Here is a 26,450-nt window from a genome sequence, read left to right on the forward strand (position 1 = left end):
TTCGACCACATGATCTCTCGCGGAGCAACGGGAAGCGATGTCTAGCAGGATAGATGGCGATAAGTCGGGACAGGTTCCGAGCAGGGTCCGCCGAATCCTCCGAGGCCCACAGCCGGAGTCGGTGCCCGGCCTGGTAGGTACGGCCGTCATGATCGTCGGCCTTCTGGACATCGCAGCAGGGGTGTTCCCGCGGTTCCGGCACAGCCGGATCCACGCGCTCGCCGAGGTGCTGCCGGTGTTCGGCCCCTTCGCAGCGGCCCTCGCCATCAGCGCGGGCGTACTGCTCCTGCTGCTCGCGCACGGCCTCAAGCGCCGCAAGCGCCGGGCCTGGCGGGCGGCGGTCGTACTGCTGCCGGCCGGTGCCGCGGCGCAGTTCCTCTACCGGCACTCGATCCCCGGCGTGGTCATCGCAGCGGTGCTCTTCGCGCTGCTGCTGCGCCACCAGAGCGAGTTCAAGGCGCTGCCCGACCCGCGCAGCCGCTGGAAGGCCCTCGCCAACTTCGTACTGATGAGCGCCGGATCCATCGGCCTCGGCCTGCTCATCGTGAACGTCCACCCGAACCGGGTCGTCGGCAACCCGAGCCTGTACGAGCAGATCACGCACGTCGTCTACGGCCTCTTCGGCTTCGAGGGCCCCGTCGACTACGCGGGCCAGGTGTCCTGGACCGTCGGATACTCCCTCGGGGCCCTCGGCATGCTGACCGCCCTCACCACCATCTACCTGGCCTTCCGCCCCGAGCACCCGGCCGCCCGACTCACCGCCGACGACGAGGGCAAGCTGCGCGAACTGCTCGCCAAGCACGGCGGCCGCGACTCGCTCGGCCACTTCGCGCTCCGCCGCGACAAGGCCGTCGTCTTCTCCCCCAGCGGCAAGGCCGCCGTCACCTACCGCGTCGTCTCCGGCGTGATGCTGGCCTCCGGCGACCCCATCGGCGACGTCGAGGCCTGGCCCGGCGCGATCGAGCGGTTCATGGAGGAGGCCAAGGCCCACTCCTGGACCCCGGCCGTCGTGGGCTGCAGCGAGACCGGCGGCGAGGTCTGGACCCGCGAGACCGGTCTGGACGCCCTGGAGCTGGGTGACGAGGCGATTGTCGATGTCAAAGACTTCTCCCTCGCGGGCCGTCCCATGCGCAATGTCCGCCAGATGGTGAAGCGCATCGAGCGCAACGGCTACACCACCCAGGTCCGCCGGGTCAGCGAGCTGACCGACGAGGAGCTGGAGCGGGTCCGCGGCGCGGCCGAGGCCTGGCGCGGCACCGACACCGAGCGCGGCTTCTCGATGGCCCTGGGCCGGGTCGGCGAGGAGGGCGACGGCGACTGCTTCATCGCCACCGCGCACCGCATCGAGGAGGGCGACACCAGCCCGTACGGCGACCTGAAGGCCGTCCTGCACTTCGTCCCGTGGGGCAAGGACGGCATGTCGCTGGAGCTGATGCGCCGCGACCGCGCCGCCGACCCCGGCATGAACGAGCTGCTGATCGTCGCCTCCCTCCAGGCCGCCCCCGACCTGAAGATCGAGAAGGTCTCGCTGAACTTCGCGATGTTCCGCGCTGCCCTCGCCCGCGGCGAGAAGATCGGCGCCGGCCCGGTCCTGCGGATGTGGCGCGGCCTGCTGGTCTTCCTCTCCCGCTGGTTCCAGATCGAGTCGCTCTACAAGTTCAACGAGAAGTTCCGCCCCCGCTGGGAGCCGCGCTTCATGGTCTACCGCAACAGCCGCGACCTGCCCCGCATCGGCTTCGCCGTGATGCAGGCCGAGGGCTTCGTCACGGTGGCCCTGCCCCGGCTGTTCGCCAGCCGCCGCCGCCCCAAGCCGGTGCGCACCTGCACGCACAACCACATGACGACCGTGCCCAAGCAGCAGGAGCGCGAGGTCCAGGCCGCGTAGCCCGCGCCGGACCTGCGGCCCGGTTCTGAAGCCCGGGCTTCAGAACCGGGCCGCAGGCCGGTCCGGACGGAGAACCCGGCAGGAGCCGGGAGAACCCGACGCAGCCCCGAACGCCGGACAGGGCCCCGGCGCCCTCGCACCGCCCGGCGGAGCAAGGGCGCCGGGGCCCTGTCGTATCCAGGTCAGCCCTACCCTTGGACCTATGAACACGAAGCGCGGAGCCACCGGCAGGGGCCGGGTCGCAGGTCTGCCGGACTGGGACCGTTGCGCGGTCATGGGCGTCGTCAACGTCACCCCCGACTCCTTCTCCGACGGCGGCCGGTGGTTCGACACCACCGCCGCGGTCAAGCGCGGCCTCGACCTCGTCGAGCACGGCGCCGACCTCGTCGACGTCGGCGGCGAGTCCACCCGGCCCGGCGCCTCCCGCGTCGACGAGGAAGAGGAGCTGCGCCGGGTCGTCCCCGTGGTCCGGGGCCTCGCCTCCGAGGGCGTCACCGTCTCCGTGGACACCATGCGCGCGGCCGTCGCCGCCCGGGCCGTCGAGGCCGGCGCGACCCTGGTCAACGACGTCAGCGGCGGCCTGGCCGACCCCGGGATGATCCCGGCCGTCGCCGCCGCCGAGGTGCCCTTCGTCGTGATGCACTGGCGCGGCTTCAGCGCCGACATGAACAGCCTCGCCGTCTACGACGACGTGGTCGCCGAGGTCACCGCCGAGCTGCGGACCCGGATCGACGCGGTCGTGGCCGGCGGGATAGCCCCCGAGCGGCTCCTCGTCGACCCCGGCCTCGGCTTCGCCAAGAACGCCGAGCACGACCTGGCCCTCGTCGCCCACCTGCCCGAGCTGCGCGCGCTGGGCTTCCCGCTGCTGGTCGCCGCGTCGAGGAAGCGTTTCCTCGGCCGGGTCCTGGCCGGCGGGGCCGACATCACCCCGCCGCCCGCCCGCGAGCGCGACGCCGCCACGGCCGCCGTCTCCGCGATCGCCGCCCACCAGGGCGCCTGGGCCGTACGGGTGCACGAGGTACGGGCGACCGCGGACGCGGTTCGAGTGGCCCGTGCCGTGGAAGGCGCACTCTGATCCGTACCCACCGACAAGGAGCACCGTGAGCAGAACCGACATCGAGGCGGTCGAAGAGGTCAACACGGCCTTCTACGAGGCAATGGAGCGGGGGGACTTCGACTCACTGTCGGCGCTCTGGCTGGAGGACGAGATCTCCTGCGTCCATCCCGGCTGGCCGGTGCTCTCGGGCCGCGGCGAGGTCCTGCGCTCGTACGCGCTCATCATGTCGCACACCGACTACATCCAGTTCTTCCTCACCGACACCAAAGTGGCCGTAATAGGTGATACCGCCCTGGTGACGTGTACGGAGAACATCCTCAGCGGCGGCCCCGCCGAGGACGGCGGAGAACTCGGCCCGCTCGTCGGTCAGCTGGTCGTCGCGACGAATGTGTTCCGACGCACATCCGAGGGCTGGCGGCTCTGGTCCCACCACGGTTCTCCCGTCCTCACCGAGTCCGACGAGGACGAGGAGGAGGACGCCTCCTGACCCCTTCGGCGGGAGCCGGACTATTTCGCAGGTAAATTCGAAGACGGACGACGCCGACCGCACTCGGCGCAGCCATGGCCCCGGGGAGCCCCGGGACCGGAAGCACCTACGAAAGCAGGAGTGATTCGCGTGGATCGTGTCGCGCTGCGCGGCCTCAAGGCTCGCGGGCACCACGGCGTCTTCCCCCGGGAACGCGAGGAAGGCCAGACCTTCATCGTCGACCTGGTGCTGCACCTCGACACCCGTCCCGCCGCGGCCGGGGACGACCTGGCAAAGACCGTGCATTACGGGGTAGTAGCCGAAGAGGTCGTCGACGTCGTCCAGGGCGAACCCGTCGACCTGATCGAAACCCTGGCCGAGCGAATCGCCCAGCAGTGCCTCAAGCACGAAGCGGTGGCGCAGGTGGAGGTCGTCGTCCACAAGCCGGACGCGCCCATCACCGTCCCCTTCGACGACGTGACCATCACGATCACCCGGAGCCGCGCATGAACAACGGACTGAACGCCCCGAGCGACCCCACCGTCCAGCCGGTCCCCGCCTCCGTCGTGGAGGCGGTCGACGCGGCGGACGTGACCCTGTCGAACCCCAAATGGGCCGTGATCGCGCTCGGCGCGAACCTCGGCAACCGGCTGGAGACCCTGCAGGGTGCCATCGACGCCCTCGGTGACACTCCCGGCATGCGGGTCAAGGCCGTCTCCCCCGTCTACGAGACCGAGCCGTGGGGCGTCGAACCCGGCTCGCAGCCCTCGTACCTCAACGCGGTCGTCGCCGTGAAGACCACCCTGCCGCCGTCCTCGCTCCTGGAGCGCGCGCACGCCGTCGAGGAGGCCTTCGACCGCGTCCGCGAGGAGCGCTGGGGGCCGCGCACGATCGACGTGGACATCGTCGCGTACGCCGACCGGGTCTCCGACGACCCGGTCCTCACCCTCCCGCACCCGCGCGCCCACCAGCGCGCCTTCGTACTGGCCCCTTGGCACGACATCGACCCGGAGGCCCAGATCCCGGGCCGCGGCCCGGTCACGGCGCTGCTGGCCGAAATCGGCCTGGTCGGCGTGGAGCCGCGCCCCGACCTGGAACTCCACCTCCCCGAGTAGTCGTTAGTAGCCTGTTCACGGCTACTCGCTGCAAGAAGTGGGGAACGGGCAATTGAAGCAACTGAGGCCGGCGGTCCTGGCGGGCATTTTCGTGGTCGCCGGCGTCCTGTCCTGGGCGGGCGCGCGCCTGTGGAACGCCTACGGCACCCTGCCGGGCGTTCCGCTGGCCGCGCCGATCGTCCTGGGCGCCATCGCTGCGGTACTGCTGGCCACGGCCCTGTCCATGCGCGCCCGCCTCAAGGCCCAGCGCGAGCGGCGCCCGGGCGCCAAGGGCGTGGAGCCGCTGATGGCGGCCCGCGCGGTGGTGTTCGGACAGGCCAGTGCACTGGTGGCCGCGCTGGTGGCGGGCATGTACGGCGGTGTGGGCGTCTTCCTGCTGACCGACGCCCTCGACGTCCCCGCCCGCCGCGACCAGGCCTGGTACGCCGGCTTCTCGGTCCTGGCGGGCATCGCGGTTATCGCCGCCGCGCTCTTCCTGGAGCACGTCCTCAAACTCCCGGAGGACGAGGACCCGGGCAAGGCCCCGGCCAAGGCCTAGGCCACCCGGTCGGCCCCGGGCCGGGGCCGACCGGGTTCCGGCTCAGCGGGCCATGATCAGGGACATGGCCTCGTTGCGGGTGGCGGAGTCGCGGAGCTGGCCGCGGACCGCCGAGGTGATGGTCTTCGCGCCGGGCTTGCGGACCCCGCGCATGGTCATGCACATGTGCTCGCACTCGATGACCACGATGACCCCGCGCGGATCCAGGATCTCCATCAGGGAGTCCGCGATCTGCGTGGTCAGGCGCTCCTGAACCTGGGGACGGCGGGCGAACACGTCCACGAGGCGGGCCAGCTTCGACAGGCCGGTGATCTTGCCGTCGGTGGACGGGATGTAGCCGACGTGCGCCACGCCGTGGAACGGAACCAGATGATGTTCACATGAACTCATGACTTCGATGTCCTTCACGAGGACCATCTCGTCGTGGCCCAGGTCGAACGTCGTCGTCAGGACCTCTTCGGGCTTCTGGTACAGCCCGGCGAATATCTCCCGGTACGAGCGCGCCACGCGCGCCGGGGTCTCCAGCAGGCCCTCTCGGTCCGGGTCCTCGCCGACCGCGATCAGGAGCTCGCGGATCGCCGCCTCCGCGCGCTTCTCGTCGAACTCGCCGATCCTGCCCTCGTCACCGGTCAGGGTCACTGGGTCGGTCATCTCATCCTCGTTCCTGTCCGCACACGCGGTCGTACAAATGTGCCGCGCCCCCCAGGCTAGAACCTGGGGGGCGCGGCTTCCATTCCGGGTGGGGCGAGCCGCCGGTTACTCGGGGCGGTCCTCGGGAGCCACCTCGATGCCCTTCTCCGTGGAGACCGGCGCGACACTGGCCGACGTGCCGTTCGCCGAGTTCGTCAGCTGGAGCTCCTTGGGAGAGAGCACCGGCGGACGGGTGGAGGGGGTGCGGCGGGCGGAGCCGGTCCACGCGGGGCGGGCCGGACGCTTGACGATGGTCGAGAAGATCTCGGCGATCTCCTCCTTGCCCAGCGTCTCCTTCTCCAGCAGCGCGAGGACCAGGTTGTCGAGGACGTCGCGGTTCTCGACCAGGATCTCCCAGGCCTCGTTGTGCGCGGTCTCGATGAGCTTCTTGACCTCTTCGTCGACCAGCGCCGCGACCTCTTCCGAGTAGTCCCGCGGGTGCGACATCTCGCGACCCAGGAACGGCTCGGTGTTGTCGCCACCGAACTTGATCGCACCGAGACGCTCGGTCATGCCGTACTGCGTGACCATGGCCCGCGCCGTGGCGGTGGCCTTCTCGATGTCGTTCGCCGCGCCGGTGGTCGGGTCGTGGAAGACCAGCTCCTCCGCCGCGCGGCCGCCCAGCATGTACGCCAGCTGGTCGAGCATCTCGTTGCGCGTGGTGGAGTACTTGTCCTCGTCGGGCAGGACCATGGTGTAACCCAGGGCCCGACCGCGGGACAGGATCGTGATCTTGTGGACCGGGTCGGAGTTCGGGGAGGCCGCCGCGACCAGGGCGTGACCGCCCTCGTGGTACGCGGTGATCTTCTTTTCCCGGTCCGACATGATCCGGGTCCGCTTCTGCGGGCCCGCCACGACGCGGTCGATCGCCTCGTCCAGCGAGTGGTTGTCGATCAGCTTCTTGTCCGAGCGGGCCGTGAGCAGCGCGGCCTCGTTCAGGACGTTGGAGAGATCGGCACCGGTGAAGCCGGGCGTGCGGCGGGCGACGGCGCCCAGGTCGACGTCCGGGGCGACCGGCTTGCCCTTCTGGTGGACCTTGAGGATCTCCAGACGGCCCTGCATGTCCGGACGGTCGACCGCGATCTGCCGGTCGAAGCGGCCCGGGCGCAGCAGCGCCGGGTCGAGGATGTCCGGGCGGTTCGTGGCGGCGATCAGGATGACGCCGCCCTTCACGTCGAAGCCGTCCATCTCGACCAGCAGCTGGTTGAGGGTCTGCTCGCGCTCGTCGTGACCGCCGCCGAGACCCGCACCGCGGTGCCGGCCGACGGCGTCGATCTCGTCGACGAAGACGATCGCCGGTGCGTTGGCCTTGGCCTGCTCGAACAGGTCGCGGACGCGCGAGGCACCGACACCGACGAACATCTCGACGAAGTCGGATCCGGAGATCGAGTAGAAGGGGACACCGGCCTCGCCCGCGACGGCACGCGCGAGCAGGGTCTTGCCGGTGCCGGGCGGGCCGTACAGCAGCACGCCCTTGGGGATCTTGGCGCCGACGGCCTGGAACTTCGCCGGCTCCTGCAGGAACTCCTTGATCTCGTGGAGTTCCTCGACGGCCTCGTCCGAGCCCGCGACATCGGCGAACGTGGTCTTCGGGGTGTCCTTGGTGATGAGCTTGGCCTTGGACTTCCCGAAGTTCATGACCCGGGAGCCGCCACCCTGCATCTGGTTCATCAGGAACAGGAAGACAACGACGATGAGCACGAAGGGCAGGAACGAGAGCAGCACGCTCAGGAACGGGCTGGTCTTGTCCGGAGTGACGGAGTACCCGTCCGGGATCTGACCGGCGTCGTACTTGGTCTGGAGGCTCTGGGCGAGCTGGACGCCCTGATCCCCGATGTAGTTGGCCTGGAACTTGGTGCCGTCGTGCTTGCCGAGCTTCTCGCCTTGCTTGAGCTCGATCTTGATCATCTGGCTGTCGCCGGTGGTCAGCTTGGCTGTCTCCACCTGGCCAGTGTTGATCGCCTTGATGACCTCGCTGGTGTCCACCGACTTGTAGCCGCCGCCGGAGCCGACGACATTCATCAACACGACCACGGCGAGGACGGCCAGCACGATCCACATGACCGGCCCACGGAAGTATCGCTTCACGTCCATCCATACGGGACGCCAGGCGTCCCGTCCCTCCTGCCCGTAGGTAAATGCTGCTGTGAGTAAAGACTGTTCTTCGGAATGTACCCCTGAATTGTCACCCGCGGCCCTGTGGGACGGCTGACAGACCCGCTTTCCCCTGCTTCAACGGAGGGAAACGCCCCCAGGTTCCCCGCGGACCGGCGGGGTTCCCGGGGGCGGGAGCGGTGATCAGCCGCCGTAGACGTGCGGGGCGAGCGTGCCGACGAACGGCAGGTTGCGGTACTTCTCCGCGTAGTCCAGGCCGTAGCCCACGACGAACTCGTTGGGGATGTCGAAGCCGACCCACTTCACGTCGATCGCGACCTTGGCGGCCTCGGGCTTGCGCAGCAGCGTGACGACCTCCAGGGAGGCCGGCTGGCGGGAGCCCAGGTTCGACAGCAGCCAGGACAGCGTCAGGCCCGAGTCGATGATGTCCTCGACGATCAGGACGTGCTTGTCCTTGATGTCGGTGTCCAGGTCCTTGAGGATCCGCACCACGCCGGAGGACTGGGTCCCGGCGCCGTAGGACGACACCGCCATCCAGTCCATGGTGAGCGGGGTGGACAAGGCGCGCGCCAGGTCCGCCATCACCATCACGGCGCCCTTGAGCACACCGACGATGAGCAGGTCCTTGCCCGCGTACTCCGCGTCGATCTTCGCGGCCAGCTCGGCCAGCTTCGCGTCGATCTCTTCCTTGGTGATGAGCACCGACTGGAGGTCGCTGCCCATGTCCTTCTCGTCCACCCGCATCACTTTCGTTGTCGGCCGGGGCTCCGGGGGCGACCCCGGAGGACTCAGCCGTGTTTCAGCACCAATCAGCCCTGCCGGATGACAAGTCTGCCACCCTGCCGCTGGGCCTCGACCCGGCCGGGCAGGTTGATGGCGCCCTGACCCCGCCATCCGGTGATGAGACGGTCGACTTCTTCGATGTGGCGGGCGAAGAGGGAGCCCGCGGGAGAACCCGCCGCGACGACGGCCCTGCGCAGCACGCGGCGGCGGACGGCCGGGGGCAGGGCGTAGAGCTTGGCGCACTCCAGGCGGCCGTCCGCGTCGCGCACGCCGGTCTCCGCCTCGGCGGCCCAGGCGTCCAGGGCGTCGGCGTCGTCCCGGGAGAGCTGCGCGGTGCGGGCGAGCGCCTCGACGACCCCCTTGCCGAGCGCCTTCTCCAGGGCGGGCAGTCCCTCGTGGCGCAGTCGGGAGCGGGTGTAGGCGGGGTCGATGTTGTGCGGGTCGTCCCAGACGGGGAGGGACTGGACCATGCAGGCCTTGCGGGCGGTCTGCCGGTCGACCTGGAGGAAGGGGCGGCGGTAGCGGTTCGTGCGGCCCGCGCTGCCGCCGGAGACCTCCGGCATGCCGGAGAGCGAACGGATGCCGGAGCCGCGGGCCAGGCCCAGCAGGACGGTTTCGGCTTGATCGTCCCGGGTGTGGCCGAGCAGCACGGCGGCGGCGCCGAGGCGGTCCGCGGCTTCGTCCAGGGCCCCGTAGCGGGCGTCGCGGGCGGCGGCCTCGGGCCCGCCGTCGCGGCCGACGCGCACGGCGACGGACTCCACCGGGTCGAGGCGGAGCGCGGTCATCCGGGTGACGACCTCGGCGGCGCGCAGGTCGGAGCCGGGCTGCAGTCCGTGGTCGACGGTGATGCCGCCGGCCCGGATGCCGAGCTTGGGGGCCTCGAAGGCGAGGGCGGAGGCGAGCGCCATGGAGTCGGCCCCGCCGGAGCAGGCGACGAGGACGAGCGGCAGGGTGCCCCCGGCGCGGTGGGGGCCGGCGGAATTGCCGGTGTGGTCGGTGAGGACGTCGTGGAGTACGCGGCGGACCGCCAGGCGTATCGCCGCGACCGCAGGATGGGGACCCATGTCCGGTGCCCTTCGATGGAGTTCGGATGCCTCGGAGGCGTTGGGGTGGTGTGCTGGGGTGCTGCTGCCCGGCTGCCCCCGCGGAACGGGAGGATGTCACTCAGAGTGCGTCGATGGTGACAGAGCCGAGCCGTTCCCCGAGCATCGCACGCCCTTCAACGCCCCACGGTCCCTCGGACGGGTGACGCTGCTTCCCCCAGTGAGACATGTTTACGCCCCCTGTGTCACTCCGCTTCGCTCGGTTCGCTCCCCTTGCGGTGGACCCGCGCGACCCAGTCGGCGGGCCGGGCGATCTCGGCCTTGGTCGGCAGTGTGTTCGGGGAGGTCCACACCCGGTTGAAGCCGTCCATGCCGACCTGGCCGACGACGGCGCGTACGAAGCGCTCGCCGTCGCGGTACTGGCGCAGCTTGGCGTCGAGGCCCAGCAGCTTGCGCAGGGCGGCGTCGAGGCGGCCGGCCCCGCTGGCCCTGCGCTGCTGGAACTTCTCCCGGATCTCGGCGACCGAGGGCACCACCTGGGGGCCGACCCCGTCCATCACGAAGTCGGCGTGGCCCTCCAGCAGGGACATGACGGCGGTGAGCCGGCTCAGGATCTCGCGCTGCTCGGGGGTCTGCACGAGCTCCACGAGGGAGCGTCCCTCGTCGCCGCGCTCGGCGTCGGGGCGGGCGCCCGCGAAGGACTGGGCGGCCTCGCGGATGCGCTCCAGCACGGTGGACGGGTCCACTTCGGTCGCTCCGAGGAACGTCTGGATTTCGCCTTCGAGGTGCTCGCGCAACCACGGGACGGCCGTGAACTGTGTACGGTGCGTCTCCTCGTGCAGGCAGACCCACAGCCGGAAGTCGTGCGGGTGCACCTCCAGCTCGCGCTCGACGTGCACGATGTTGGGCGCGACGAGCAGCAGCCGGCCGCCGGCGGCGGAGGCGGGCAGGTCCCGGGAGACGGGCGCGAAGGTCTCGTACTGGCCCAGGACCCGGGAGGCCAGGAAGCTCAGCAGCATGCCCAGCTCGACGCCGGTGACCTTGCCGCCGACGGCTCCGAGGACGGCTCCGCCCGAGGCGCCCGCGCGGCGGTCCTGCATCTTGCCGAGGAGCGGCTGGAGCAGCTCCCGGAAGCCGGCGACGTTGGCCTTGACCCAGCCGGCCCGGTCGACGACCAGGACGGGCGTGTCGGGGACGGCCGACCCCTCGGGGATCATCCGGGTGAACTCGCGCACGTGCCGTTCCGAGGTCCTGGCGTGCCGCCGCAGCTCCGCCACGACGGCCCGCGCCTCGTCCCGGGTGACCTCCGGGCCGGGTCGTACCAGTCGGGTCGCGGTCGCCACCGCGAGGTTCCAGTCGACCATCTCCGCACCACCGATGCTCGTCATGCGTCAACCGTACGTGGACCGGCCCTCGGGCGGACCCCCTACGAAGCGGTCGCGACGGCCGCGGCCAGCTTGTCGAGGGCTTTCTCCGCGCCCTCGGGGCCGGGAGTGTTCGCCGTCAGGAAGGCGAAGGCGAGGAGTCGGCCGGAGGGGTCGACGACCGTTCCGGAGAGGGAGTTCACCCCGGACAGGGTGCCGGTCTTGGCGCGGAGCAGGCCGGCCGCCGGGGAACTGCCGGAGTTGCGGACCTTGAGGGTTCCGGTGAATCCGGCGACGGGCAGTCCGGTGAGGACCGGCCGCAGTTCGGGGCGCTGGGGGTCGGCGGCCTTGGTGAGGAGCGCGGTCAGCAGGCCCGCGCTGATCTTGTCGGCGCGGTTCAGGCCGCTGCCGTCGGCGAAGCGGGAGCCGGCGGTGTCGATGCCGAGGGCGGTGAGCCGGTCGGTGACGGCCCGTTCGGCGCCCTCGAAGCTCGCCGGGCGGCCGGAGGCGAGGGCGGTCTGCCGGGCGAGGGCCTCGGCGATGTCGTTGTCGCTGTTGGTCAGCATCCGCTCGACGAGCCCCGCGACCGGGGTGGAGAGGGTGACGGCCAGCGGCTGGACACCGGCGGCAGGTTTGGCCCTGACCGGTTCGCCGGTGACCTTGATGCCGCGATCGGCCAGCAGGGTGCGGAAGGCCCGGGCGGCGTCCCCGGAGGGGTCGCCGGTGCGGTCCACGGGCCCGGAGGTGGAGTCGTCGGGGCGGCCCTCGTCGGCCGTCAAGGCGGTCACCGGAGCGATGTTGGGGTTGGCGCCGATCGGGTGGCGGGCGGGGCCGGTGTAGAGGCCGTCGTCGTATCCGAGGGTCACGGTGTCGGTGCCGGCGGCCTTGAGGGCCTGCGCGGTGTCGCCGGCGAGGGCGACGAGGCTGCCGCCGGATCCGGCGGGGTTCTTCTTCTTCGCGCTGAGCGAGGGGTCGCCGCCGCCGACCAGGACGATCTGTCCGGGGGCGGCGCCGGGCGTGACGGTGGTCCTGATCCGGTGCTCGGGCCCGAGGGCGGCCAGCACGGCCGCGGCGGTGACGATCTTGACGGTGGAGGCGGGGGTCATCGCGTCCCGCGCCCCGGACTCGTAGAGGACCTGCCCGGTGGCGGTGTCGACGACGGACGCGGTGCGGACGGTGCCGAGCGCGGGATCGGCGAGCAGCGGCTTGAGGGCGGCGGCCAGGCCTCCGGCGGCGGCGGGCGCGGCGGGGGCGCTCTGCGCGCTCGGGACGCCGGGGCCGATCGCGCCGAGGACTCCGGGTGCGCTGGGCGCCGCCTCGGGCAGGGCGCCGGAATCGGGCCCTCCACCGTGATCTGCGCCACCCGTACGGCCCCAGGAGGCGGCTCTGACCCGCTCGGCCTTACGCTGGCCGGAGTCCCAAGGACCGGCGGCGGCCACCGCTGCCACCGACAGGGCGAGGCCGGCGACGGCCGACCCCGCGATGAGCTGCCAGGTCTTGACCAATGGCACCTCGGACCAGCCCCTTTCGCGATCACACATATGCGTGAGGGACACTTAACCACTGCGTCTTGCCGCGAGCATGGCACCCCACCCGGCAGGGCTGGACCGGACGCGCACGCAGGTGAAACGACGCAGTCCCGAAGCAATGCAGCTGATCATGGAGGAGCAGGACGTGGAGTTCGACGTCACCATCGAGATCCCCAAGGGTTCGCGGAACAAGTACGAGGTGGACCACGAGACCGGCCGGATCCGTCTGGACCGTCGCCTCTTCACCTCGACCAGCTACCCGGCCGACTACGGCTTCGTCGAGAACACCCTCGGCGAGGACGGCGACCCGCTGGACGCGCTGGTCATCCTTGACGAGCCGACCTTCCCGGGCTGCCTGATCAAGTGCCGCGCCATCGGCATGTTCAACATGACGGACGAGGCGGGCGGCGACGCCAAGCTGCTGTGCGTGCCGGCCTCCGACCCGCGCGTCGAGCACCTGCGCGACATCCACCACGTGTCCGAGTTCGACCGCCTGGAGATCCAGCACTTCTTCGAGGTCTACAAGGACCTGGAGCCGGGCAAGTCGGTCGAGGGCGCGAACTGGGTCGGTCGCACCGAGGCCGAGGCCGAGATCGAGGCCTCGTTCAAGCGCCTGGAGGCGCAGGGCGGCCACCACTGAGCTCGCGCTCGGCGGTAACGGGCCGGGGCACTGCTCCGCGCCCCTCGTGACATGGCGGGCGGTATCCCACGGGGATGCCGCCCGCCGTCGCGTTCGCGGGCCGCTGCGGCGGGCGCGGCCGGGTCTGCTGGGGCCGGCGGGGCCGCCGGGTCCGCGCCGGAAGTGCGTTGGGTATGCGGTGGGAGGAAACGATTCCGCATACTGATACCCCGGGTGATCACGGACTGGAGGACGCGTGGCGGAGGCCGACGGGGCAGAGGACAGGAAGCCCCAGTCCGACGAGGCGCACAGCGCCTTCACGCCGCCGCCCGGCATGGAGCCGGACGTTCCCGAGGAGGACCAGCCCACCTCGGAATTCGCCCGTCCGGCGGGCGCCGAACCGGTGGAGCCCGAGCCCGAGGGGTCGGCCTTCGCCACCCCGGCCACGTACCGGGCCGCGCAGTCCCCGCTCGCCTACACCCCCGGCCAGGGCTTCCCCGTCGCACAGATGAAGGAATCGCCCTGGCAGGACCGCATGCGCACGATGCTGCGCATGCCGGTCGACGTGCGGCCCGTACCGGAGCTCGTGCAGCGGCACAGCGAGACCGGGCCCGCCGTGGGCCGCGTGCTCGACCTGACCCTGCGCATCGGCGAGCTGCTGCTCGCGGGTGGCGAGGGCGCCGAGGACGTGGAGGCCGCGATGTTCGCGGTGGCCCGCTCGTACGGGCTGGACCGCTGCGAGCCGACCGTCACCTTCACCATGCTGTCGATCAGCCACCACCCCTCGCTGGTGGGCGACCCGGTCTCGGCCAGCCGGACCGTGCGCCGCCGCGGCACCGACTACAACCGGCTCGCGGCCGTGTTCCGGCTCGTGGACGACATCAGCGCCCACGAGATCGACGTGACGCTGGAGGAGGCCTACCGGCGCCTCGCCGAGATCCGCCGCAACCGGCACCCGTACCCCGGCTGGATGCTCACGGCCTCCGCCGGACTGCTCGCCGGGGCGGCCTCCACCCTCGTCGGCGGCGGGATCCTCGTCTTCTTCGCCGCTGCGATCGGCGCGATGCTCGGCGACCGCCTGGCCTGGCTGTGCGCCGGGCGCGGGCTGCCCGAGTTCTACCAGTTCGTGGTCGCCGCGATGCCGCCGGCCGCCATCGGGGTCGCGCTCAACATGACGGGGATCGACGTCAAGGCCTCCGCCGTGATCACCGGTGGGCTGTTCGCGCTGCTGCCGGGACGGGCCGTGGTCGCGGCCGTGCAGGACGGCCTGACCGGCTACTACATCACCGCGTCGGCCCGGCTGCTGGAGGTCATGTACCTCTTCATCGGCATCATCATGGGCGTACTGGTGGTGCTCTACGTGGGGCTGCAGTTCGACGCCTCGCCGCGGCCGGAGGAGGTCCTCCAGATCCAACAGCGGCCGCTGATCCAGATCGCCGCCTCCATGGTGCTGGTGTTCACCTTCGCGATCCTGCTCCAGCAGGAACGCTCCACCGTGTGGATCGTGACGCTGAACGGCGCGGTCGCCTGGGTCACCTTCGGGGCCCTGCACTACGCGGGGGGCATCCCGCCCGTACCGTCCACGGCCATCGCCGCCGGGCTGGTGGGCCTCTTCGGGCAGCTCTTCTCCCGCTACCGCTTCGCCTCCGCCCTGCCGTACGTGACGGCCGCCATCGGCCCGCTGCTCCCCGGCTCGGCGGTGTACTACGGGCTGCTGCTGATCGCCGAGGACCGGCTGAACGAGGGCCTGGGCTCGCTGGTGAACGCCGCGGCCATCGCACTGGCCATCGCGATCGGGGTCAACCTCGGGTCGGAGGCCTCGCGGCTGTTCATGCGCATCCCGGGGGCGGCGAGCGCCGCCAAGCGCCGTGCGGCCAAGCGGACCCGCGGCTTCTGAGCGCCCTGACGGGGGACCTCACTCGGAAGACGCATCGAGCCAGCGGCGCGCCGCCGTGCTCAGCGGCGGCTCGTTCGCCCGGTCGATCGCCCCCTGGGCCACCCATTCGGCGAACCGGCGCAGGACCCGCGAACGATGCGGCGCCGTCAGCACCGAGGTGCTGATCGAGTGTTGCCACGTCGTGGCGAAGCACAGCACGTTGCCGTCGAGCGACAGCATGACGAACTCGGGGCGCAACGGCGCGCTGCCGAGCGGCCCGGCCGCGCCCTCGCCCATGATGTCCCAGTCGTCCTGCAACTCGACGCAGCGCCACCGGCCGAGGCCGCCCTCCGCGGAAGCGCGGGGGAGCAGGAACCGGCGGTCGGCCTCGGCGAAGAGCCCCCCTTCGACCGCCAGGCGGTACCAGTCGGCGTTCGCCCTCTCGTGCAGCAGCGGGTCCGTGACGTCCAGCACCGCCTCGACGCGGCCTTCCCAGGGCGGACAGCTCGCCGCCTGGCCGGTGAGGAACGGCGGGATGAGCCCCTCGGGCTCGACCCACCCGTCCACGGCCCGCAGGCCCGCTGCGGCAAGAGATCGCGTCATGCGCCCACCATGCCGCAGGCGGGGTCCCGGGACGGACGCGGGCCCCCTGTACGGGCACACGTACGCCCCGGGGCCTCTGGTGGGCCTTCCGGGGCGTTACGGGCGTGCAGGGCGCCGTGGGCGGGCGCTCAGCGCTTGGCGTGGCGGCCGCGCGTGCCCGGGGCCTGCGGGACGGAGCCGTCGGCCACGGCCTCGGGCGCCTCGGCGCCGGCGTTCGCCTTGCTCTCCTTGCGGGCCTTCAGCACCTCGAAGACCACCGGAATGACCGACAGCAGGACGATGCCCACCAGGATCGGCTCGACGTTCGTCTTGATGAACTCGATCTGGCCGAGCCAGTAGCCGGCGATCGTGACGCCCGCTCCCCAGCCGATGCCGCCGATGATGTTGTAGGTCAAGAAGGTGCGGTACTTCATCGAGCCGGCGCCCGCGACCATCGGGGCGAAGGTGCGGATGATCGGCACGAAGCGGGCGAGCACGATGGCCTTCGGACCGTGCTTGTCCATGAACTCGTGGGCCTTGTCCAGGTTCTCCCGCTTGAAGAGCTTGGACTTCGGCCGGTTGAAGATCTTCGGCCCGAAGAACTTGCCGATCATGTAGCCGACCTGGTCGCCGATGATCGCGGCCGCCACGATCAGGGTGCAGACCAGCCACAACGGCTGCTTGATGTACTGCCCGTCCGCGACCAGCAGGCCCGCCGTGAACAGCAGGGAGTCGCCCGGGAGGAACGCGAAGAGTCCCGACTCCGCGAAGACGATGACCAGGATGCCGATCAGACCGAAGTGCGAGATCAGATAGTCCGGGGACAGCCACTCAGGGCCGCCGAGCGCAAGCGTATACACGGGTTCCGGGCTCTCCTGGATCGAGGGGGGCGTATTGCGGAAGGAGCGGTTTCAATTATCAACGCACACGACCCCCGCCCAGTTCCAGGTAGGGAGGGGGTCGCATGCGTAACATTCCGCTTACACCCTGCGCACGCCGTTCGCCAGGATCGCGTCCCGCAGGTGCTCGGCGAGGCCCGGCTTCATCGCGTCGTAGAACGCCGTGAACCGCTCGTCCGCCACGTACATCTCACCGAGACACGTGTGCATCTCGTACGAGCAGTCGTAGAACCACCGGTGGATGTGCAGGCGGTGCTCCTCGGCCAGGTCCATCGCTCGCTCGCCGTCGGCGGGTTCGCCCGCCTCCATGGCCGCCACGTACCGACGGCCCCAGTCGGCGGACTCGTCCTGGATCCGCTGCCAGTCGCCCTTCGTGTACGAGGCCGCCCGGCGCTGCGACTCGGCGTACGCATCGGTGTCGCCCCAGCGCTCCTCCACCTCCTGCGCGTACTGCTCCGGGTCCTCGTCCCCGAAGACCTCGAACTTCTCCTCGGGCGTGAGGTTGATGCCCATCTTCTTCGCCTCCATGGCGTGCTCAACGGCCTTGGCCATCTGCTGGAGCCGGGCGATCCGGTCGGTCAGCAGGGCGTGCTGCCGGCGCAGATGCTCCTGAGGATCCGATTCCGGGTCGTCCAGCAGGACCGCGACCTCTTCGAGGGGGAAGCCGAGCTCCCGGTAGAACAGGATCCGCTGCAACCGGTCCAGGTCGGCGTCGTCGTACCGCCGGTGTCCCGCGCCGCTGCGGCCGCTCGGGGAGAGCAGACCGATCTCGTCGTAGTGGTGCAGGGTGCGCACCGTGACTCCGGCGAATCCGGCGACCTGGCCCACGGAGAAGCCCATTTCTTCCCTCCTCTGCTCGGGTACGCCCTTCACTGTGGTTCCTCACGCCGCGTGAGGTGCAAGTCCTCTTCGGCGGCTACTTGCTCAGGCCCCGGTAACGGCCCACCGCCAACGGGAAGAAGACCGCGAGCAGCAGGAGCGGCCAGGCGACCGCCAGCAGGGCCGCGTGGTCGGCGGCCCACGACGCGGGCGCCGCGGCCGGGTTGCCGAACAGGTCGCGCACGGCCGTGGCCGTCGCCGAGAGCGGATTCCATTCCACCACCGCTCCCAGCCAGCCCGGCATCGACTCCGGCGTGGCGAAGGCGTTGGACAGGAACCCCACCGGCCACACCAGGATCTGCACCGCCTGCACCAGCTCCGGCCGGCCCGCGACCATGCCGAGCCAGATCCCGATCCACAGCATCGCGAAGCGCAGCAGCAGGAGCAGCCCGAAGGCGAGCAGCGCGGCCGCCGCGCCGCCGTGCCAGCGCCAGCCGAGCAGCAGCCCGACCGCGGCCAGGACCAGCAGCCCCACGGCCGACTGGAGCACGTCGGCGGCGCTGCGGCCCACCAGGACCGCCGACGAGGACATCGGCATGGCGCGGAAGCGGTCGATCACCCCCTTGTTCAGGTCTTGGGTGACGGCCGTCAGGGTGGCTTCCAGCCCGAAGGCCATCGTCAGGGCGAGCATCCCCGGGACCAAGAACTCGACGTACTCGCCGTCGATCCCGCGCCCGCCGCCCACCAGGAAGCCGAACATCAGCAACATCATCACGGGGAAGACCAGGCCGACGACCATCTGGACCGGCTGCCGCGCCCAGTGCGCCAGCTCGCGCCGGGTCATCGTCCAGGAATCCGAGACCACCCACGCCGCGCTCATGCAGCCACCCCCTCGCGGTCGGTCAGGTGCAGGAACACCTCGTCCAGCGTGGGGCGCCGGACGGCGAGGTCGGCCGCCTCGACGCCCGCCTCCTCCAGCGTCCGCAGGGTCCGGGCCAGGCCCGCCATGCGGTCCTCCACCGGGAAGCTCAGGGTCAGGGTGTCGGAATCGACGGCGGGGTCGGGCAGCAGCCGCGCCACCTCCGCCAGCCGGGCCGCGTCCCGTAGGACCACGACGATCCGGTCCGCCCCGACCAGGGCCTTCAGCTCGTCGGCCGTGCCCTCGGCCGCGACCCGGCCGCCGTCGATCAGGGCGATCCGGTCGGCCAGTTGGTCGGCCTCCTCCAGGTACTGCGTGGTGAGCAGGACGGTCGTACCGCCGCCGACCAGGGAGCGGACCGCGGCCCACACCTCGGCGCGGCCGCGCGGGTCGAGACCGGTGGTCGGCTCGTCCAGGAACAGCACCTCCGGGTCCGTGATCAGGGAGGCGGCGAGGTCGAGCCGGCGCCGCATGCCGCCGCTGTACTGCTTCACCGCCTTGCGGCCGGTGTCCGTGAGGCCGAAGCGCTCCAGCAGTTCGTCGGCGCGCCGCCCGGCGCGGCGCGCGCCCAGGTGGTGGAGACGGCCGAACATCTCCAGGTTCTGCCGCCCGGCCAGTTCCTCGTCGAGCGCCGCGTGCTGGCCCAGCAGCCCGATGCGGGCGCGGACGGCCGCCGGGTCCGTGGTGACGTCGTGGCCCGCCACCCGGACCACCCCCTGGTCGTGGCGGAGCAGGGTGCTCATGATCCGCACGGCCGTGGTCTTGCCCGCGCCGTTGGGGCCGAGCACCGCGTGCACGGTGCCGGGCGCCACCTCCAGGTCGAGCCCGGCCAGGGCCTGCTGGTCGCCGTAACGCTTGTGCACACCTTCGACGGAGATCGCCAAAGCCACTCCTCGTTAATCAAATTTGACTACTACGACCCGCGAAAGTAGTGCCCGCTCACGAGCTAGTCAAACTTGATTAGGCGTACGGGTTCTCCTGGCCCTCCGCCAGCACCCCGACGAACGGTTCGCCGCCCTCGCCCGCGAAGGAGTACGCGCCCCCCTCGATCCGGGCGACCAGTCCCCGCGTCCACTCCGCCTCCGCGTCCGCGGAGTGGACCCACCTGTGCATGATCTCGCCGATGTGGCCCAGCACCTCCGGACCGCCCTCCGGCGTGTAGTAGTCCGTCACCGACGACCGCCAGAGCGCCAGCTTCGCCATCCGCTCCCGGAGCAGCGCGAGCACCTCGTCCCGCGGCAGGTCGACCATGAAGCCGATCGCCGCGGACAGCACGTCCGTCTTCTGGTCGTACGCCGCGAGGGCCTCGCGCAGCAGCCGGAAGTACTCCTCGCGGCCGGCGTCCGTCACCTCGTACTCGGTCCGCGGCGGACCGCCCGCCGCGCTCGGCCCCACCTCGTGCGCGTGCAGGACGCCCTGCTTCGCCATCTGCTTGAGCGCGTGGTAGATCGATCCGGGCTTGGTGTTCGACCACTCGTGGGCGCCCCAGTACTCCAGGTCGTTGCGCACCTGGTACCCGTGGGCCCGCCCGTGCTGGCGGACCGCACCGAGGACAAGAAGCCGGATCGCTGACATGGGGCCAGGCTAAGCCCCTGCCCCGCTAGCCCATCGCCTAGCCCATCGCCTTGGTGCCGTCGAGGGACTCGCGGACGATGTCCGCGTGGCCCGCGTGCCGGGCGAACTCCTCCACCAGGTGCAGGAGCATCCAGCGCATCGAGACCTTGGCGTCCTTGGGGAACCAGGGCGCCGGCGGGAGGGGGAAGGTCGCGTCCAGGCTCGGGAGGGCGGCGACGAAGGCCGCCGTCTGCTCCGCGACCTCGTCCCAGAAGGCGAGGACCGAGGGGATGGACTCGCCGTCGACCAGGCGGAAGGCCTCGCCCCAGGTCTCCTGGGTGCGCGCCTTCTCGTTCGGCGCCTGCTGGGCGAGGCGCAGCCAGTTCAGCTCGACCTCGGCCACGTGCTTGAGCAGACCGGACAGGGTGAGCTCGCTGGCGCTGGGGCGGCTCGCGGCCTGCTCCTCGCTGAGCCCGAGGACCGATTCGCGGATCGCCGTGCGCTGGGCCTCGACGAAGGCGAGGAGGGTGCCGCGCTCGTCGCCGGGGACTTCGGGGGAAATCTGAGCCATGACCGACCGCCTTGTGCGTGAGGTGTCCTGAGGTGTCGCGCCGGGGGGCTCCTCCCCCCGACACGACACACGCTACGGAGCTTTGAGGTCAGATCCTGTCCTCATTGGCCGCTCAGTTGCCTTCGATCTCCCCGTCGGGGCGGATCGCCGGCAGGGCGGTGGCGGGCTGCGGGAGCAGGGCCTTGGAGAGGTCCTGCTTGCCCGTCGGGTCGAGCCCGTACATCGCCTCGTAGATGTTGCGGACCGCCGGACCCGAGGCACCCGAGCCGGTACCGCCCTGGGAGATCGTCATCACGATCGCGTAGTCCTCGGTGTACGAGGCGAACCACGAGGTCGTCTGCTTGCCCTGGACCTCGGCCGTACCCGTCTTGGCGTGCATCGGGATCTGCTTCTGCGGCCAGCCGCCGAAGCGCCAGGCCGCGCTGCCGTTGGTGGCGACGCCCGCCAGGGCCTCGTCGATGTCGTCACGGGTCTTCGCGTCCATCGGCAGCTTGCCCTGCTCCTTCGGCGCGATCTCCTGGACCGAGGTGCCGTCGGCGCTGACGATCGCCTTGCCGATGCTGGGCTGGTGGAGCGTGCCGCCGTTGGCGATGGCCGAGTAGACGGAGGCCATCTGGATCGGGGTGACCAGCGTGTCGCCCTGCCCGATCGAGTAGTTGATGGCGTCGCCCTCACGCATCTGGTTGCCCTGGCGGCAGTTCTCGTAGGCGATCTTCTCGGCGAAGGAGCCGTTCTTCTTGCCGTCGCGGCACCAGGCGTCCTTGTTCGCGTCGAAGAAGTCCTGCTTCCACTTCCGGTCGGGGACCCGGCCGGGGACCTCGTTCGGCAGGTCGATGCCGGTGCGCTTGCCCAGCCCGAACTCGTGGGCGGTCTTGAGGAACCAGTCCTTCGGGTCCTTCTTCGGCTTGATGCCGCCGTCCTTCTTCCACTCCTGGTCCGCGATGGCGTAGTAGACGGTGTCGCAGGAGACCTCCAGCGCCCGCCCGATGGTGATGTCACCGTGGCCCTGCGACTCGAAGTTCGTGAAGGTCTGGTTGCCGACCGAGTACGAGCTGGGGCAGGGGTAGCGGTTGTTGAACGGGTACCCGGCGTTGACCGCGGCCGTCGAGGTGACCACCTTGAAGATGGAGCCGGGCGCCGCTTGGGCCTGGATGGCCCGGTTCAGCAGCGGGTAGTTCGACTCCTTGCGGGTCAGGCCGGCGTAGTCCTTGGCGGAGATGCCGCCCACCCAGGCGTTGGGGTCGTACGTCGGGTTCGAGGCCATCGCCACGACCCGGCCGGTCTTGGTCTCCATCACCACGACGGCGCCCGAGTCGGCCTCGTAGTTGCGGCCCGTGTTCTTGTCCCGGACCTTGCGGGCCTCGACCATCGCGTTGTTCAGCTCGCGCTCGGCCACCGCCTGCACCCGGGAGTCGATCGAGGTCACGATGTTCGAGCCGGGCCGCGCCGGGTCGGTCTGCCCCTGGCCGATGACCCGGCCGAGGTTGTCCACCTCGTAGCGGGTGACGCCCGCCTTGCCGCGCAGCTCCTTGTCGTACGTGCGCTCCAGGCCGGAGCGGCCGACCTGGTCGGAACGCAGGTACGGCGAGTCCGACTTCTTCGCCTTGGCGATCTCCTCGTCGGTGACCGGTGAGAGGTAGCCCAGCACCTGGGAGGTGTTGGCCTGGTCCGGGGCCGCGTAACGGCGCAGGGCGGTCGCCTCGGCCGTGATGCCCGGGAAGTCCTCGGGGTGCTCGCGGATCTGCAGGGCCTGCTCGGTGGTGGCCTCGTCGCTGACCGGGATCGGCTGGTAGGGGGAACCGTTCCAGCAGGGCTGCTTGGTCTTGGCGTCGCAGAGCCGGACCTTGTCGATGACCTCCTGGGCGTCCATGCCCAGCACCCCGGCGAGCCGGGTCAGCACGGACCTGCCCTTGTCCTTCATGGTCAGCAGCTCGGTGCGGCTGGCGGAGACCACCAGGTGGGTCGCGTTGTCGGCGAGCGGGATCCCGCGCGAATCCAGGATCGACCCGCGCACGGCGGGCTGGACCACCTGCTGGACGTGGTTGTTCTTCGCCTCGTCCGTGTACTCCGAGCCGTTGCGTATCTGGAGGTACCACAAGCGTCCGCCCAGCGTGAGCAACAGCGAGAAGACCACGATCTGGATGACGACGAGACGGTTCTGGACCCGAGGGGTCCGGCCGGTCTCCGGTATGTTGCTCAACTCGTTCTCCCCCGGGCGGCTTCCTACGCCCGGCCGAGTCTAGGGGTGCGACCTGTGAGACCTAGAACGGGAAGGTCGTCCGGCCGTGCTGGACGGAGATCCACTTCTGCGTGGTGAAGGCCTCGATCGTGGCCTCGCCGTTCAGTCGGCCCAGACCCGAGGCCTTCTCGCCGCCGAAGGCGGCCAGCGGCTCGTCCCCGATCGTGGAGTCGTTGACGTGCATCATGCCCGTCTCGATCCGCTGGGCGAAGCGGACGCCCCGCTCCACGTCCCGGGTGTGCACGGCGCCGCTCAGCCCGTAGGGGGTCGCGTTGGTCAGCCGTACGGCCTCGTCCTCGCCGTCGAAGACCACCAGCAGGGCCACCGGGCCGAAGATCTCCTGACTCAGCAGCGGGGAGTCATCGGGGATCCCGGCGAGCACCGTGGGTTCGACCAGGTTGCCGCGCGTAGACCCGCGCACGAGCGCCTGCGCACCGGATTCCACGGCCTGGTCCACGAGCGCGGTCAGGGCGTCGGCCTGGAAGGAGTTGATCAGCGGGCCGATGTGGGTGTCGGCCTCGTGCGGGTCGCCCGTCTTGAGGGCGCGCACGCGTGCGGTGAACTTCTCGGTGAACTCCTGCGCGACGGAGGCGTCGACGAGGATCCGGTTCGCGGCCATGCAGACCTGGCCCTGGTAGACGAAGCGGCTGAAGACGGCCGCGTCCACCGCGTAATCGAGGTCGGCGTCGTCGAGCACGACGAGCGCGCTGTTCCCGCTGAGCTCCAGGACCGTGCGCTTGAAGTGGCGGGCGGCGATCGCCCCGACGTGCCGGCCGACCCGGTCCGATCCCGCGAACGAGATGACCTTGGGGACGGGGTGCGTCAGGAGCGCGTCGCCTATTTCGGCGATGTCGGTGACCAGGACGTTCAGCAGGCCGGCCGGCAGCCCGGCGTCCTCGAAGATCTTGGCGATCACGCCGCCGCCCACGACCGGGGCGTTCTGGTTGGGCTTGATGACGACCGCGTTGCCCAGCGCCAGGGCCGGGGCGACCGACTTCAAGGCCACCAGGAAGGGGAAGTTGAAGGGGCTGATCACCGTGACGACGCCCACGGGGAGCCGCTGGACCCGGTTCTCCTTGCCCTTGACCAGCGAGGGCAGGATCCGCCCCTCGGGCCGGACGGCGAGCTGGAGGGACTCGCGGATGAACTCCATCGCGAGGTGGACCTCGTACTCGGCCTTGGGACGCGTCCCGCCGAGCTCGTCGATCATCGCCTCGACGATCTCCTTCTCGCGCTCCTCGGTGATCCGCAGGGCGCGCTCCAGGACCGCGCGTCTGACGTAAGGGCTGGTGGCGGCCCACTCGCGCTGGGCGCGCTCGGCGCCGCGGTAGGCCCGGTCCACCTGCTCGACCGTGGCGACGGTGATGGCGGCGAGCTTCTCCCCGTTGAAGGGGTTGACGTCGATGATGTCCCACGAACCGGTACCGGCCAGCCATTCGCCGTCGATGTACTGGTGAGCCAGGTCGCTGAATATGGACATGCCATCCCTTACTGCGAGCGCGCACCCGTGCGCTGCACCGGAGACCGATCGGTCATCATGCACTGATCAGACGTCATACTACGTGCGATTCAAGACAGTTGGAGCAGGCCACGGAGAAGATCCCTGGTCCGCTCAGCATCGGGGCAATCCGCCTGGAGCCGTTCCATCGCCCGCTCGTACTGCCCCACTTCCTCGCCCTTGTCCAGGTAGAGGGCACTGGTGAGCTGTTCCAGATAGACGATGTCCTGGAGGTCGGACTCGGGGAAGCGCAGCAGGGTGAAGGCTCCGCTCTCGCCCGCGTGCCCGCCGAAGGAGAAGGGCATCACCTGGAGCTGCACGTTGGGTCGCTGGGAAACCTCGATGAGGTGCTCCAGCTGACCGCGCATGACCTCGCGGTCCCCGTACGGGCGGCGCAGCGCGGCCTCGTCGAGGACGGCGTGGAAGACGGGGGCGTTCTCGGAGACGAGGACCTTCTGGCGCTCCAGGCGCAGGGCGACGCGGCGGTCGACCTCGGCGGCGGTGGCGCCGGGCATGCCGCGGCTGACGACGGCGTGGGCGTACGCCTCGGTCTGCAACAGGCCGTGGACGAACTGGACTTCGTAGATCCGGATGAGCGAAGCAGCGCCCTCCAAGCCGATGTACGTCTGGAACCACCCGGGCAGCACGTCGCCGTAGCTGTGCCACCAGCCGGTCGCATTGGCCTCCCGGACCAAACCGAGCAGCGACTCGCGCTCCGTGCTGTCCGTGACTCCGTAGAGCGTGAGGAGGTCCTCGACGTCCCTCGCCTTGAAGCTCACCCTTCCCAACTCCAAGCGGCTGATCTTCGATTCGGATGCGCGGATCGAGTAGCCGGCCGCCTCACGGGTGATGCCGCGGGATTCTCGGAGTCGCCTGAGCTGGGAGCCCAGGAGGATGCGGCGCACCACGGAACCGCTGGCTTCTGCGGTCACTAGTACTGCCCTCCCCATCTCAATTGGCACGCGCGTGGTGTGCGCGAGCGTCTTGGGACCCCCGTACCCCAGGGGCCGCAGTCTGCCACCAAAACGCATCGGCTCGTACTCGTTCTGTAACGGAATCCCGTCTTCGCGAAAAGAAGTCCGTCAGGATGCGTAGGAAGAAATGAGTCAGAACCGTCACGGGAGTGGACAGGTCCGGCGCGTGCACGTGCATCTGCCCTTGCATCCGGCTCGAGCATTCGGAACGATGGTCCCCGCGCACCTGCGTGCTGTTCGCGCCGGCGCCGGACCCACCCCGCAGTTCTTTCTGGACGGAGATGACCGCTCCGCCCGCGAATCCCGGGAGTGCCTCGCATGGGGACGAATGGATCGACCATGCTCGAGCCGTTACGGCAGGGGCTGCCCCCGGTCGACCCCACGGCTGTCTCCGGGTCCGCCTCCTGCGCCCTTCCCGCTCGCTACGACGCCGTTCGCGGAGCACGCTCCTTCTGTCGTTCGACCCTGTCCCAGTGGGGCCTCGACGACCGCTTCGACGATGTGGCCCTGGTCGTCTCCGAACTCGTCACCAACGCGCTGCGCCACGCCCTGCCCGAGGACGCGCGGGGGGCGGACGCCGAACCGGAGCCGCCCGTACGGCTGCACCTGATGCGGTGGAGCACGCGGCTGGTGTGTGCGGTGCGGGACCCCAGCGAGGACCGGCCCGGAGGGGCGTTCTCGCCGGAGCACACCGAGGAGAACTTCGACCTGGAGTCCGGGCGCGGGCTGTTCCTGGTGGACTCGTACAGCGACAGCTGGGGCTGGCACCCGCTCGCGGGCCGGCTGACCGGCAAGGTGGTCTGGGCGCTCTTCCTGCTCCAGGACTGAACGGCCGCCGGCCTCCGACCGAGGGCGAACACAAGACAACTGGCCGGGATCGATCATTGCGATCGGTCCCGGCCAGTGCACGTGCATGGCTTGATGGGCGCGCTGTTCCGTCAGTTGATCAGGTGATCGAACTCGCCGTCCTTGACGCCCAGGAGCAGGGCCTCGATCTCGGCCGGCGTGTAGACGAGCGCCGGCCCATCGGGAAAGCGTGAATTGCGCATGGCGACATCGCCTCCCGGCAGCCGCGCGAACTCCACGCAGGAACCCTGCGAGTTGCTGTGTCGGCTCTTCTGCCACGTCAGCTCAAACAAGGTAGCGAGTTCTGCAGATGCCATCCCGTTGTACGCGTGGTCCACAGGAAGCCCCCGATAGTGCAGATGTCAACTCCTCCGGATCATAGCTGTGTTCATAAGCTGCTGCACGGGCAGATGCACGTGCACGCGGGGTGCTCCGTTGATCACAGACAGGTCCTACTCGCGGGTATCAC

The 26,450-nt window shown here is 70.3% G+C and carries 24 protein-coding genes and 2 pseudogenes; 9 read left to right on the top strand and 17 right to left on the bottom strand.

Features of this window, described 5'->3' with window-relative positions:
- Positions 1 to 37 precede the first annotated feature (37 nt).
- The 6 genes from OG207_RS19955 (at position 38) to OG207_RS19980 (ending at position 5,061) form a co-directional block, all read left to right on the top strand.
- Positions 38 to 1,885: a phosphatidylglycerol lysyltransferase domain-containing protein gene (locus OG207_RS19955; RefSeq protein WP_329099838.1), complete on the top strand. Its 1,848-nt coding sequence runs from the start codon at positions 38 to 40 to the stop codon at positions 1,883 to 1,885.
- A 202-nt stretch (positions 1,886 to 2,087) separates the two neighbouring features.
- Positions 2,088 to 2,960 (top strand): dihydropteroate synthase, encoded by an 873-nt coding sequence (gene folP, locus OG207_RS19960; protein WP_329099839.1) that lies wholly within the window; start codon positions 2,088 to 2,090, stop codon positions 2,958 to 2,960.
- A 25-nt stretch (positions 2,961 to 2,985) separates the two neighbouring features.
- The gene (locus tag OG207_RS19965) at positions 2,986 to 3,429 is read left to right on the top strand and encodes a nuclear transport factor 2 family protein (protein ID WP_266603374.1); all 444 of its coding nucleotides are present in this window, start codon (positions 2,986 to 2,988) and stop codon (positions 3,427 to 3,429) included.
- A 129-nt stretch (positions 3,430 to 3,558) separates the two neighbouring features.
- Positions 3,559 to 3,918 (top strand): dihydroneopterin aldolase, encoded by a 360-nt coding sequence (folB, locus tag OG207_RS19970; RefSeq protein WP_030010912.1) that lies wholly within the window; start codon positions 3,559 to 3,561, stop codon positions 3,916 to 3,918.
- Complete coding sequence (gene folK, locus OG207_RS19975; protein WP_329099840.1) at positions 3,915 to 4,523, top strand: 2-amino-4-hydroxy-6-hydroxymethyldihydropteridine diphosphokinase; 609 nt, start codon at positions 3,915 to 3,917, stop codon at positions 4,521 to 4,523. The genes folB and folK overlap by 4 nt, the downstream gene beginning before the upstream one ends.
- A 52-nt stretch (positions 4,524 to 4,575) precedes the next feature.
- Positions 4,576 to 5,061: a DUF3180 domain-containing protein gene (locus OG207_RS19980; RefSeq protein WP_329099841.1), complete on the top strand. Its 486-nt coding sequence runs from the start codon at positions 4,576 to 4,578 to the stop codon at positions 5,059 to 5,061.
- 42 nt (positions 5,062 to 5,103) lie between these two features.
- Here the strand turns inward: OG207_RS19980 and folE are convergent, their stop codons facing one another.
- The 6 genes from folE to dacB all read right to left on the bottom strand — a co-directional run bounded on the left by folE (position 5,104) and on the right by dacB (position 12,597).
- A complete protein-coding gene (folE, locus tag OG207_RS19985) occupies positions 5,104 to 5,712 on the bottom strand; it encodes a GTP cyclohydrolase I FolE (RefSeq protein WP_329099842.1) in 609 nt (202 codons plus the stop codon).
- Positions 5,713 to 5,817: 105 nt separating this feature from the next.
- Positions 5,818 to 7,845 (bottom strand): ATP-dependent zinc metalloprotease FtsH, encoded by a 2,028-nt coding sequence (ftsH, locus tag OG207_RS19990; protein WP_329099843.1) that lies wholly within the window; start codon positions 7,843 to 7,845, stop codon positions 5,818 to 5,820.
- Positions 7,846 to 8,049: 204 nt separating this feature from the next.
- The gene (hpt, locus tag OG207_RS19995; protein WP_030228417.1) at positions 8,050 to 8,610 is read right to left on the bottom strand and encodes a hypoxanthine phosphoribosyltransferase; all 561 of its coding nucleotides are present in this window, start codon (positions 8,608 to 8,610) and stop codon (positions 8,050 to 8,052) included.
- Between the two features lie 65 nt (positions 8,611 to 8,675).
- On the bottom strand, positions 8,676 to 9,713 hold the full coding sequence (gene tilS, locus OG207_RS20000; protein ID WP_329099844.1) for a tRNA lysidine(34) synthetase TilS: 1,038 nt from the start codon (positions 9,711 to 9,713) through the stop codon (positions 8,676 to 8,678).
- A gap of 224 nt (positions 9,714 to 9,937) precedes the next feature.
- Positions 9,938 to 11,080, bottom strand: a complete 1,143-nt coding sequence (locus tag OG207_RS20005; protein WP_329099845.1) for a zinc-dependent metalloprotease — start codon at positions 11,078 to 11,080, stop codon at positions 9,938 to 9,940.
- Between the two features lie 38 nt (positions 11,081 to 11,118).
- Positions 11,119 to 12,597 carry a D-alanyl-D-alanine carboxypeptidase/D-alanyl-D-alanine endopeptidase gene (gene dacB / locus OG207_RS20010; protein WP_402696763.1) on the bottom strand — a complete coding sequence of 493 codons (1,479 nt, stop codon included), beginning with the start codon at positions 12,595 to 12,597 and terminating at the stop codon, positions 11,119 to 11,121.
- 133 nt (positions 12,598 to 12,730) lie between these two features.
- Between dacB and OG207_RS20015 the strand changes: the two genes are divergently transcribed.
- Together OG207_RS20015 and OG207_RS20020 are read left to right on the top strand one after the other, a co-directional pair.
- Positions 12,731 to 13,225, top strand: a complete 495-nt coding sequence (locus OG207_RS20015; RefSeq protein WP_030756147.1) for an inorganic diphosphatase — start codon at positions 12,731 to 12,733, stop codon at positions 13,223 to 13,225.
- Positions 13,226 to 13,460: 235 nt separating this feature from the next.
- Positions 13,461 to 15,101 carry a threonine/serine ThrE exporter family protein gene (locus OG207_RS20020; protein ID WP_329099847.1) on the top strand — a complete coding sequence of 547 codons (1,641 nt, stop codon included), beginning with the start codon at positions 13,461 to 13,463 and terminating at the stop codon, positions 15,099 to 15,101.
- Between the two features lie 18 nt (positions 15,102 to 15,119).
- Here the strand turns inward: OG207_RS20020 and OG207_RS20025 are convergent, their stop codons facing one another.
- The 10 genes and pseudogenes from OG207_RS20025 to OG207_RS20070 form a co-directional block, all read right to left on the bottom strand.
- Positions 15,120 to 15,683 (bottom strand): hypothetical protein, encoded by a 564-nt coding sequence (locus tag OG207_RS20025; protein WP_329099848.1) that lies wholly within the window; start codon positions 15,681 to 15,683, stop codon positions 15,120 to 15,122.
- A 158-nt stretch (positions 15,684 to 15,841) separates the two neighbouring features.
- Positions 15,842 to 16,522, bottom strand: a pseudogene (locus tag OG207_RS20030) (DedA family protein); the annotation flags it as partial.
- Positions 16,523 to 16,642: 120 nt separating this feature from the next.
- Positions 16,643 to 17,401 carry a MerR family transcriptional regulator gene (locus OG207_RS20035; RefSeq protein WP_329099849.1) on the bottom strand — a complete coding sequence of 253 codons (759 nt, stop codon included), beginning with the start codon at positions 17,399 to 17,401 and terminating at the stop codon, positions 16,643 to 16,645.
- Between the two features lie 76 nt (positions 17,402 to 17,477).
- The gene (locus tag OG207_RS20040) at positions 17,478 to 18,260 is read right to left on the bottom strand and encodes an ABC transporter permease (RefSeq protein ID WP_329099850.1); all 783 of its coding nucleotides are present in this window, start codon (positions 18,258 to 18,260) and stop codon (positions 17,478 to 17,480) included.
- Positions 18,257 to 19,183 carry an ATP-binding cassette domain-containing protein gene (locus OG207_RS20045; protein ID WP_402696766.1) on the bottom strand — a complete coding sequence of 309 codons (927 nt, stop codon included), beginning with the start codon at positions 19,181 to 19,183 and terminating at the stop codon, positions 18,257 to 18,259. Before OG207_RS20045 ends, OG207_RS20040 begins: the two co-directional genes overlap by 4 nt.
- 76 nt (positions 19,184 to 19,259) lie before the next feature.
- Positions 19,260 to 19,874: a PadR family transcriptional regulator gene (locus OG207_RS20050; protein WP_329099852.1), complete on the bottom strand. Its 615-nt coding sequence runs from the start codon at positions 19,872 to 19,874 to the stop codon at positions 19,260 to 19,262.
- 37 nt (positions 19,875 to 19,911) lie between these two features.
- Entirely contained in the window at positions 19,912 to 20,424 is a 513-nt protein-coding gene (locus tag OG207_RS20055) for a DinB family protein (protein WP_329099853.1), read from the bottom strand.
- Positions 20,425 to 20,545: 121 nt separating this feature from the next.
- A pseudogene (gene mrdA / locus OG207_RS20060) lies at positions 20,546 to 22,624 on the bottom strand (penicillin-binding protein 2); the annotation flags it as partial.
- A 61-nt stretch (positions 22,625 to 22,685) separates the two neighbouring features.
- Entirely contained in the window at positions 22,686 to 24,143 is a 1,458-nt protein-coding gene (locus OG207_RS20065) for an aldehyde dehydrogenase family protein (protein ID WP_329099854.1), read from the bottom strand.
- Positions 24,144 to 24,232: 89 nt separating this feature from the next.
- On the bottom strand, positions 24,233 to 25,111 hold the full coding sequence (locus OG207_RS20070) for a helix-turn-helix domain-containing protein (protein ID WP_051880232.1): 879 nt from the start codon (positions 25,109 to 25,111) through the stop codon (positions 24,233 to 24,235).
- Positions 25,112 to 25,453: 342 nt separating this feature from the next.
- On the opposite strand from OG207_RS20070, the gene OG207_RS20075 reads away from it, so the two are divergent.
- Positions 25,454 to 25,963: an ATP-binding protein gene (locus tag OG207_RS20075; RefSeq protein ID WP_329099855.1), complete on the top strand. Its 510-nt coding sequence runs from the start codon at positions 25,454 to 25,456 to the stop codon at positions 25,961 to 25,963.
- Between the two features lie 110 nt (positions 25,964 to 26,073).
- Here OG207_RS20075 and OG207_RS20080 read toward each other — a convergent pair whose 3' ends face one another.
- Entirely contained in the window at positions 26,074 to 26,319 is a 246-nt protein-coding gene (locus OG207_RS20080) for a DUF397 domain-containing protein (protein ID WP_329099856.1), read from the bottom strand.
- Positions 26,320 to 26,450: the final 131 nt, after the last annotated feature.

This window comes from Streptomyces sp. NBC_01439 (assembly GCF_036227605.1).
In the GTDB taxonomy this organism is placed as follows: Bacteria; Actinomycetota; Actinomycetes; order Streptomycetales; family Streptomycetaceae; genus Streptomyces.

What these genes read in the sequence shown, in the direction of transcription:
- OG207_RS19955 (WP_329099838.1), top strand. Translation starts at nt 38, where the DNA reads ATGTCTAGCAGGATAGATGGCGATAAGTCGGGACAGGTTCCGAGCAGG.
- folP (WP_329099839.1), top strand. Translation starts at nt 2,088, where the DNA reads ATGAACACGAAGCGCGGAGCCACCGGCAGGGGCCGGGTCGCAGGTCTG.
- folK (WP_329099840.1), top strand. Translation starts at nt 3,915, where the DNA reads ATGAACAACGGACTGAACGCCCCGAGCGACCCCACCGTCCAGCCGGTC.
- folE (WP_329099842.1), bottom strand. Translation starts at nt 5,712, where the DNA reads ATGACCGACCCAGTGACCCTGACCGGTGACGAGGGCAGGATCGGCGAG.
- ftsH (WP_329099843.1), bottom strand. Translation starts at nt 7,845, where the DNA reads ATGGACGTGAAGCGATACTTCCGTGGGCCGGTCATGTGGATCGTGCTG.
- hpt (WP_030228417.1), bottom strand. Translation starts at nt 8,610, where the DNA reads ATGCGGGTGGACGAGAAGGACATGGGCAGCGACCTCCAGTCGGTGCTC.
- tilS (WP_329099844.1), bottom strand. Translation starts at nt 9,713, where the DNA reads ATGGGTCCCCATCCTGCGGTCGCGGCGATACGCCTGGCGGTCCGCCGC.
- OG207_RS20005 (WP_329099845.1), bottom strand. Translation starts at nt 11,080, where the DNA reads ATGACGAGCATCGGTGGTGCGGAGATGGTCGACTGGAACCTCGCGGTG.
- dacB (WP_402696763.1), bottom strand. Translation starts at nt 12,597, where the DNA reads ATGTGTGATCGCGAAAGGGGCTGGTCCGAGGTGCCATTGGTCAAGACC.
- OG207_RS20025 (WP_329099848.1), bottom strand. Translation starts at nt 15,683, where the DNA reads ATGACGCGATCTCTTGCCGCAGCGGGCCTGCGGGCCGTGGACGGGTGG.
- OG207_RS20035 (WP_329099849.1), bottom strand. Translation starts at nt 17,401, where the DNA reads ATGGGCTTCTCCGTGGGCCAGGTCGCCGGATTCGCCGGAGTCACGGTG.
- OG207_RS20040 (WP_329099850.1), bottom strand. Translation starts at nt 18,260, where the DNA reads ATGAGCGCGGCGTGGGTGGTCTCGGATTCCTGGACGATGACCCGGCGC.
- OG207_RS20050 (WP_329099852.1), bottom strand. Translation starts at nt 19,874, where the DNA reads ATGTCAGCGATCCGGCTTCTTGTCCTCGGTGCGGTCCGCCAGCACGGG.
- OG207_RS20055 (WP_329099853.1), bottom strand. Translation starts at nt 20,424, where the DNA reads ATGGCTCAGATTTCCCCCGAAGTCCCCGGCGACGAGCGCGGCACCCTC.
- OG207_RS20065 (WP_329099854.1), bottom strand. Translation starts at nt 24,143, where the DNA reads ATGTCCATATTCAGCGACCTGGCTCACCAGTACATCGACGGCGAATGG.
- OG207_RS20070 (WP_051880232.1), bottom strand. Translation starts at nt 25,111, where the DNA reads ATGGGGAGGGCAGTACTAGTGACCGCAGAAGCCAGCGGTTCCGTGGTG.
- OG207_RS20075 (WP_329099855.1), top strand. Translation starts at nt 25,454, where the DNA reads ATGGGGACGAATGGATCGACCATGCTCGAGCCGTTACGGCAGGGGCTG.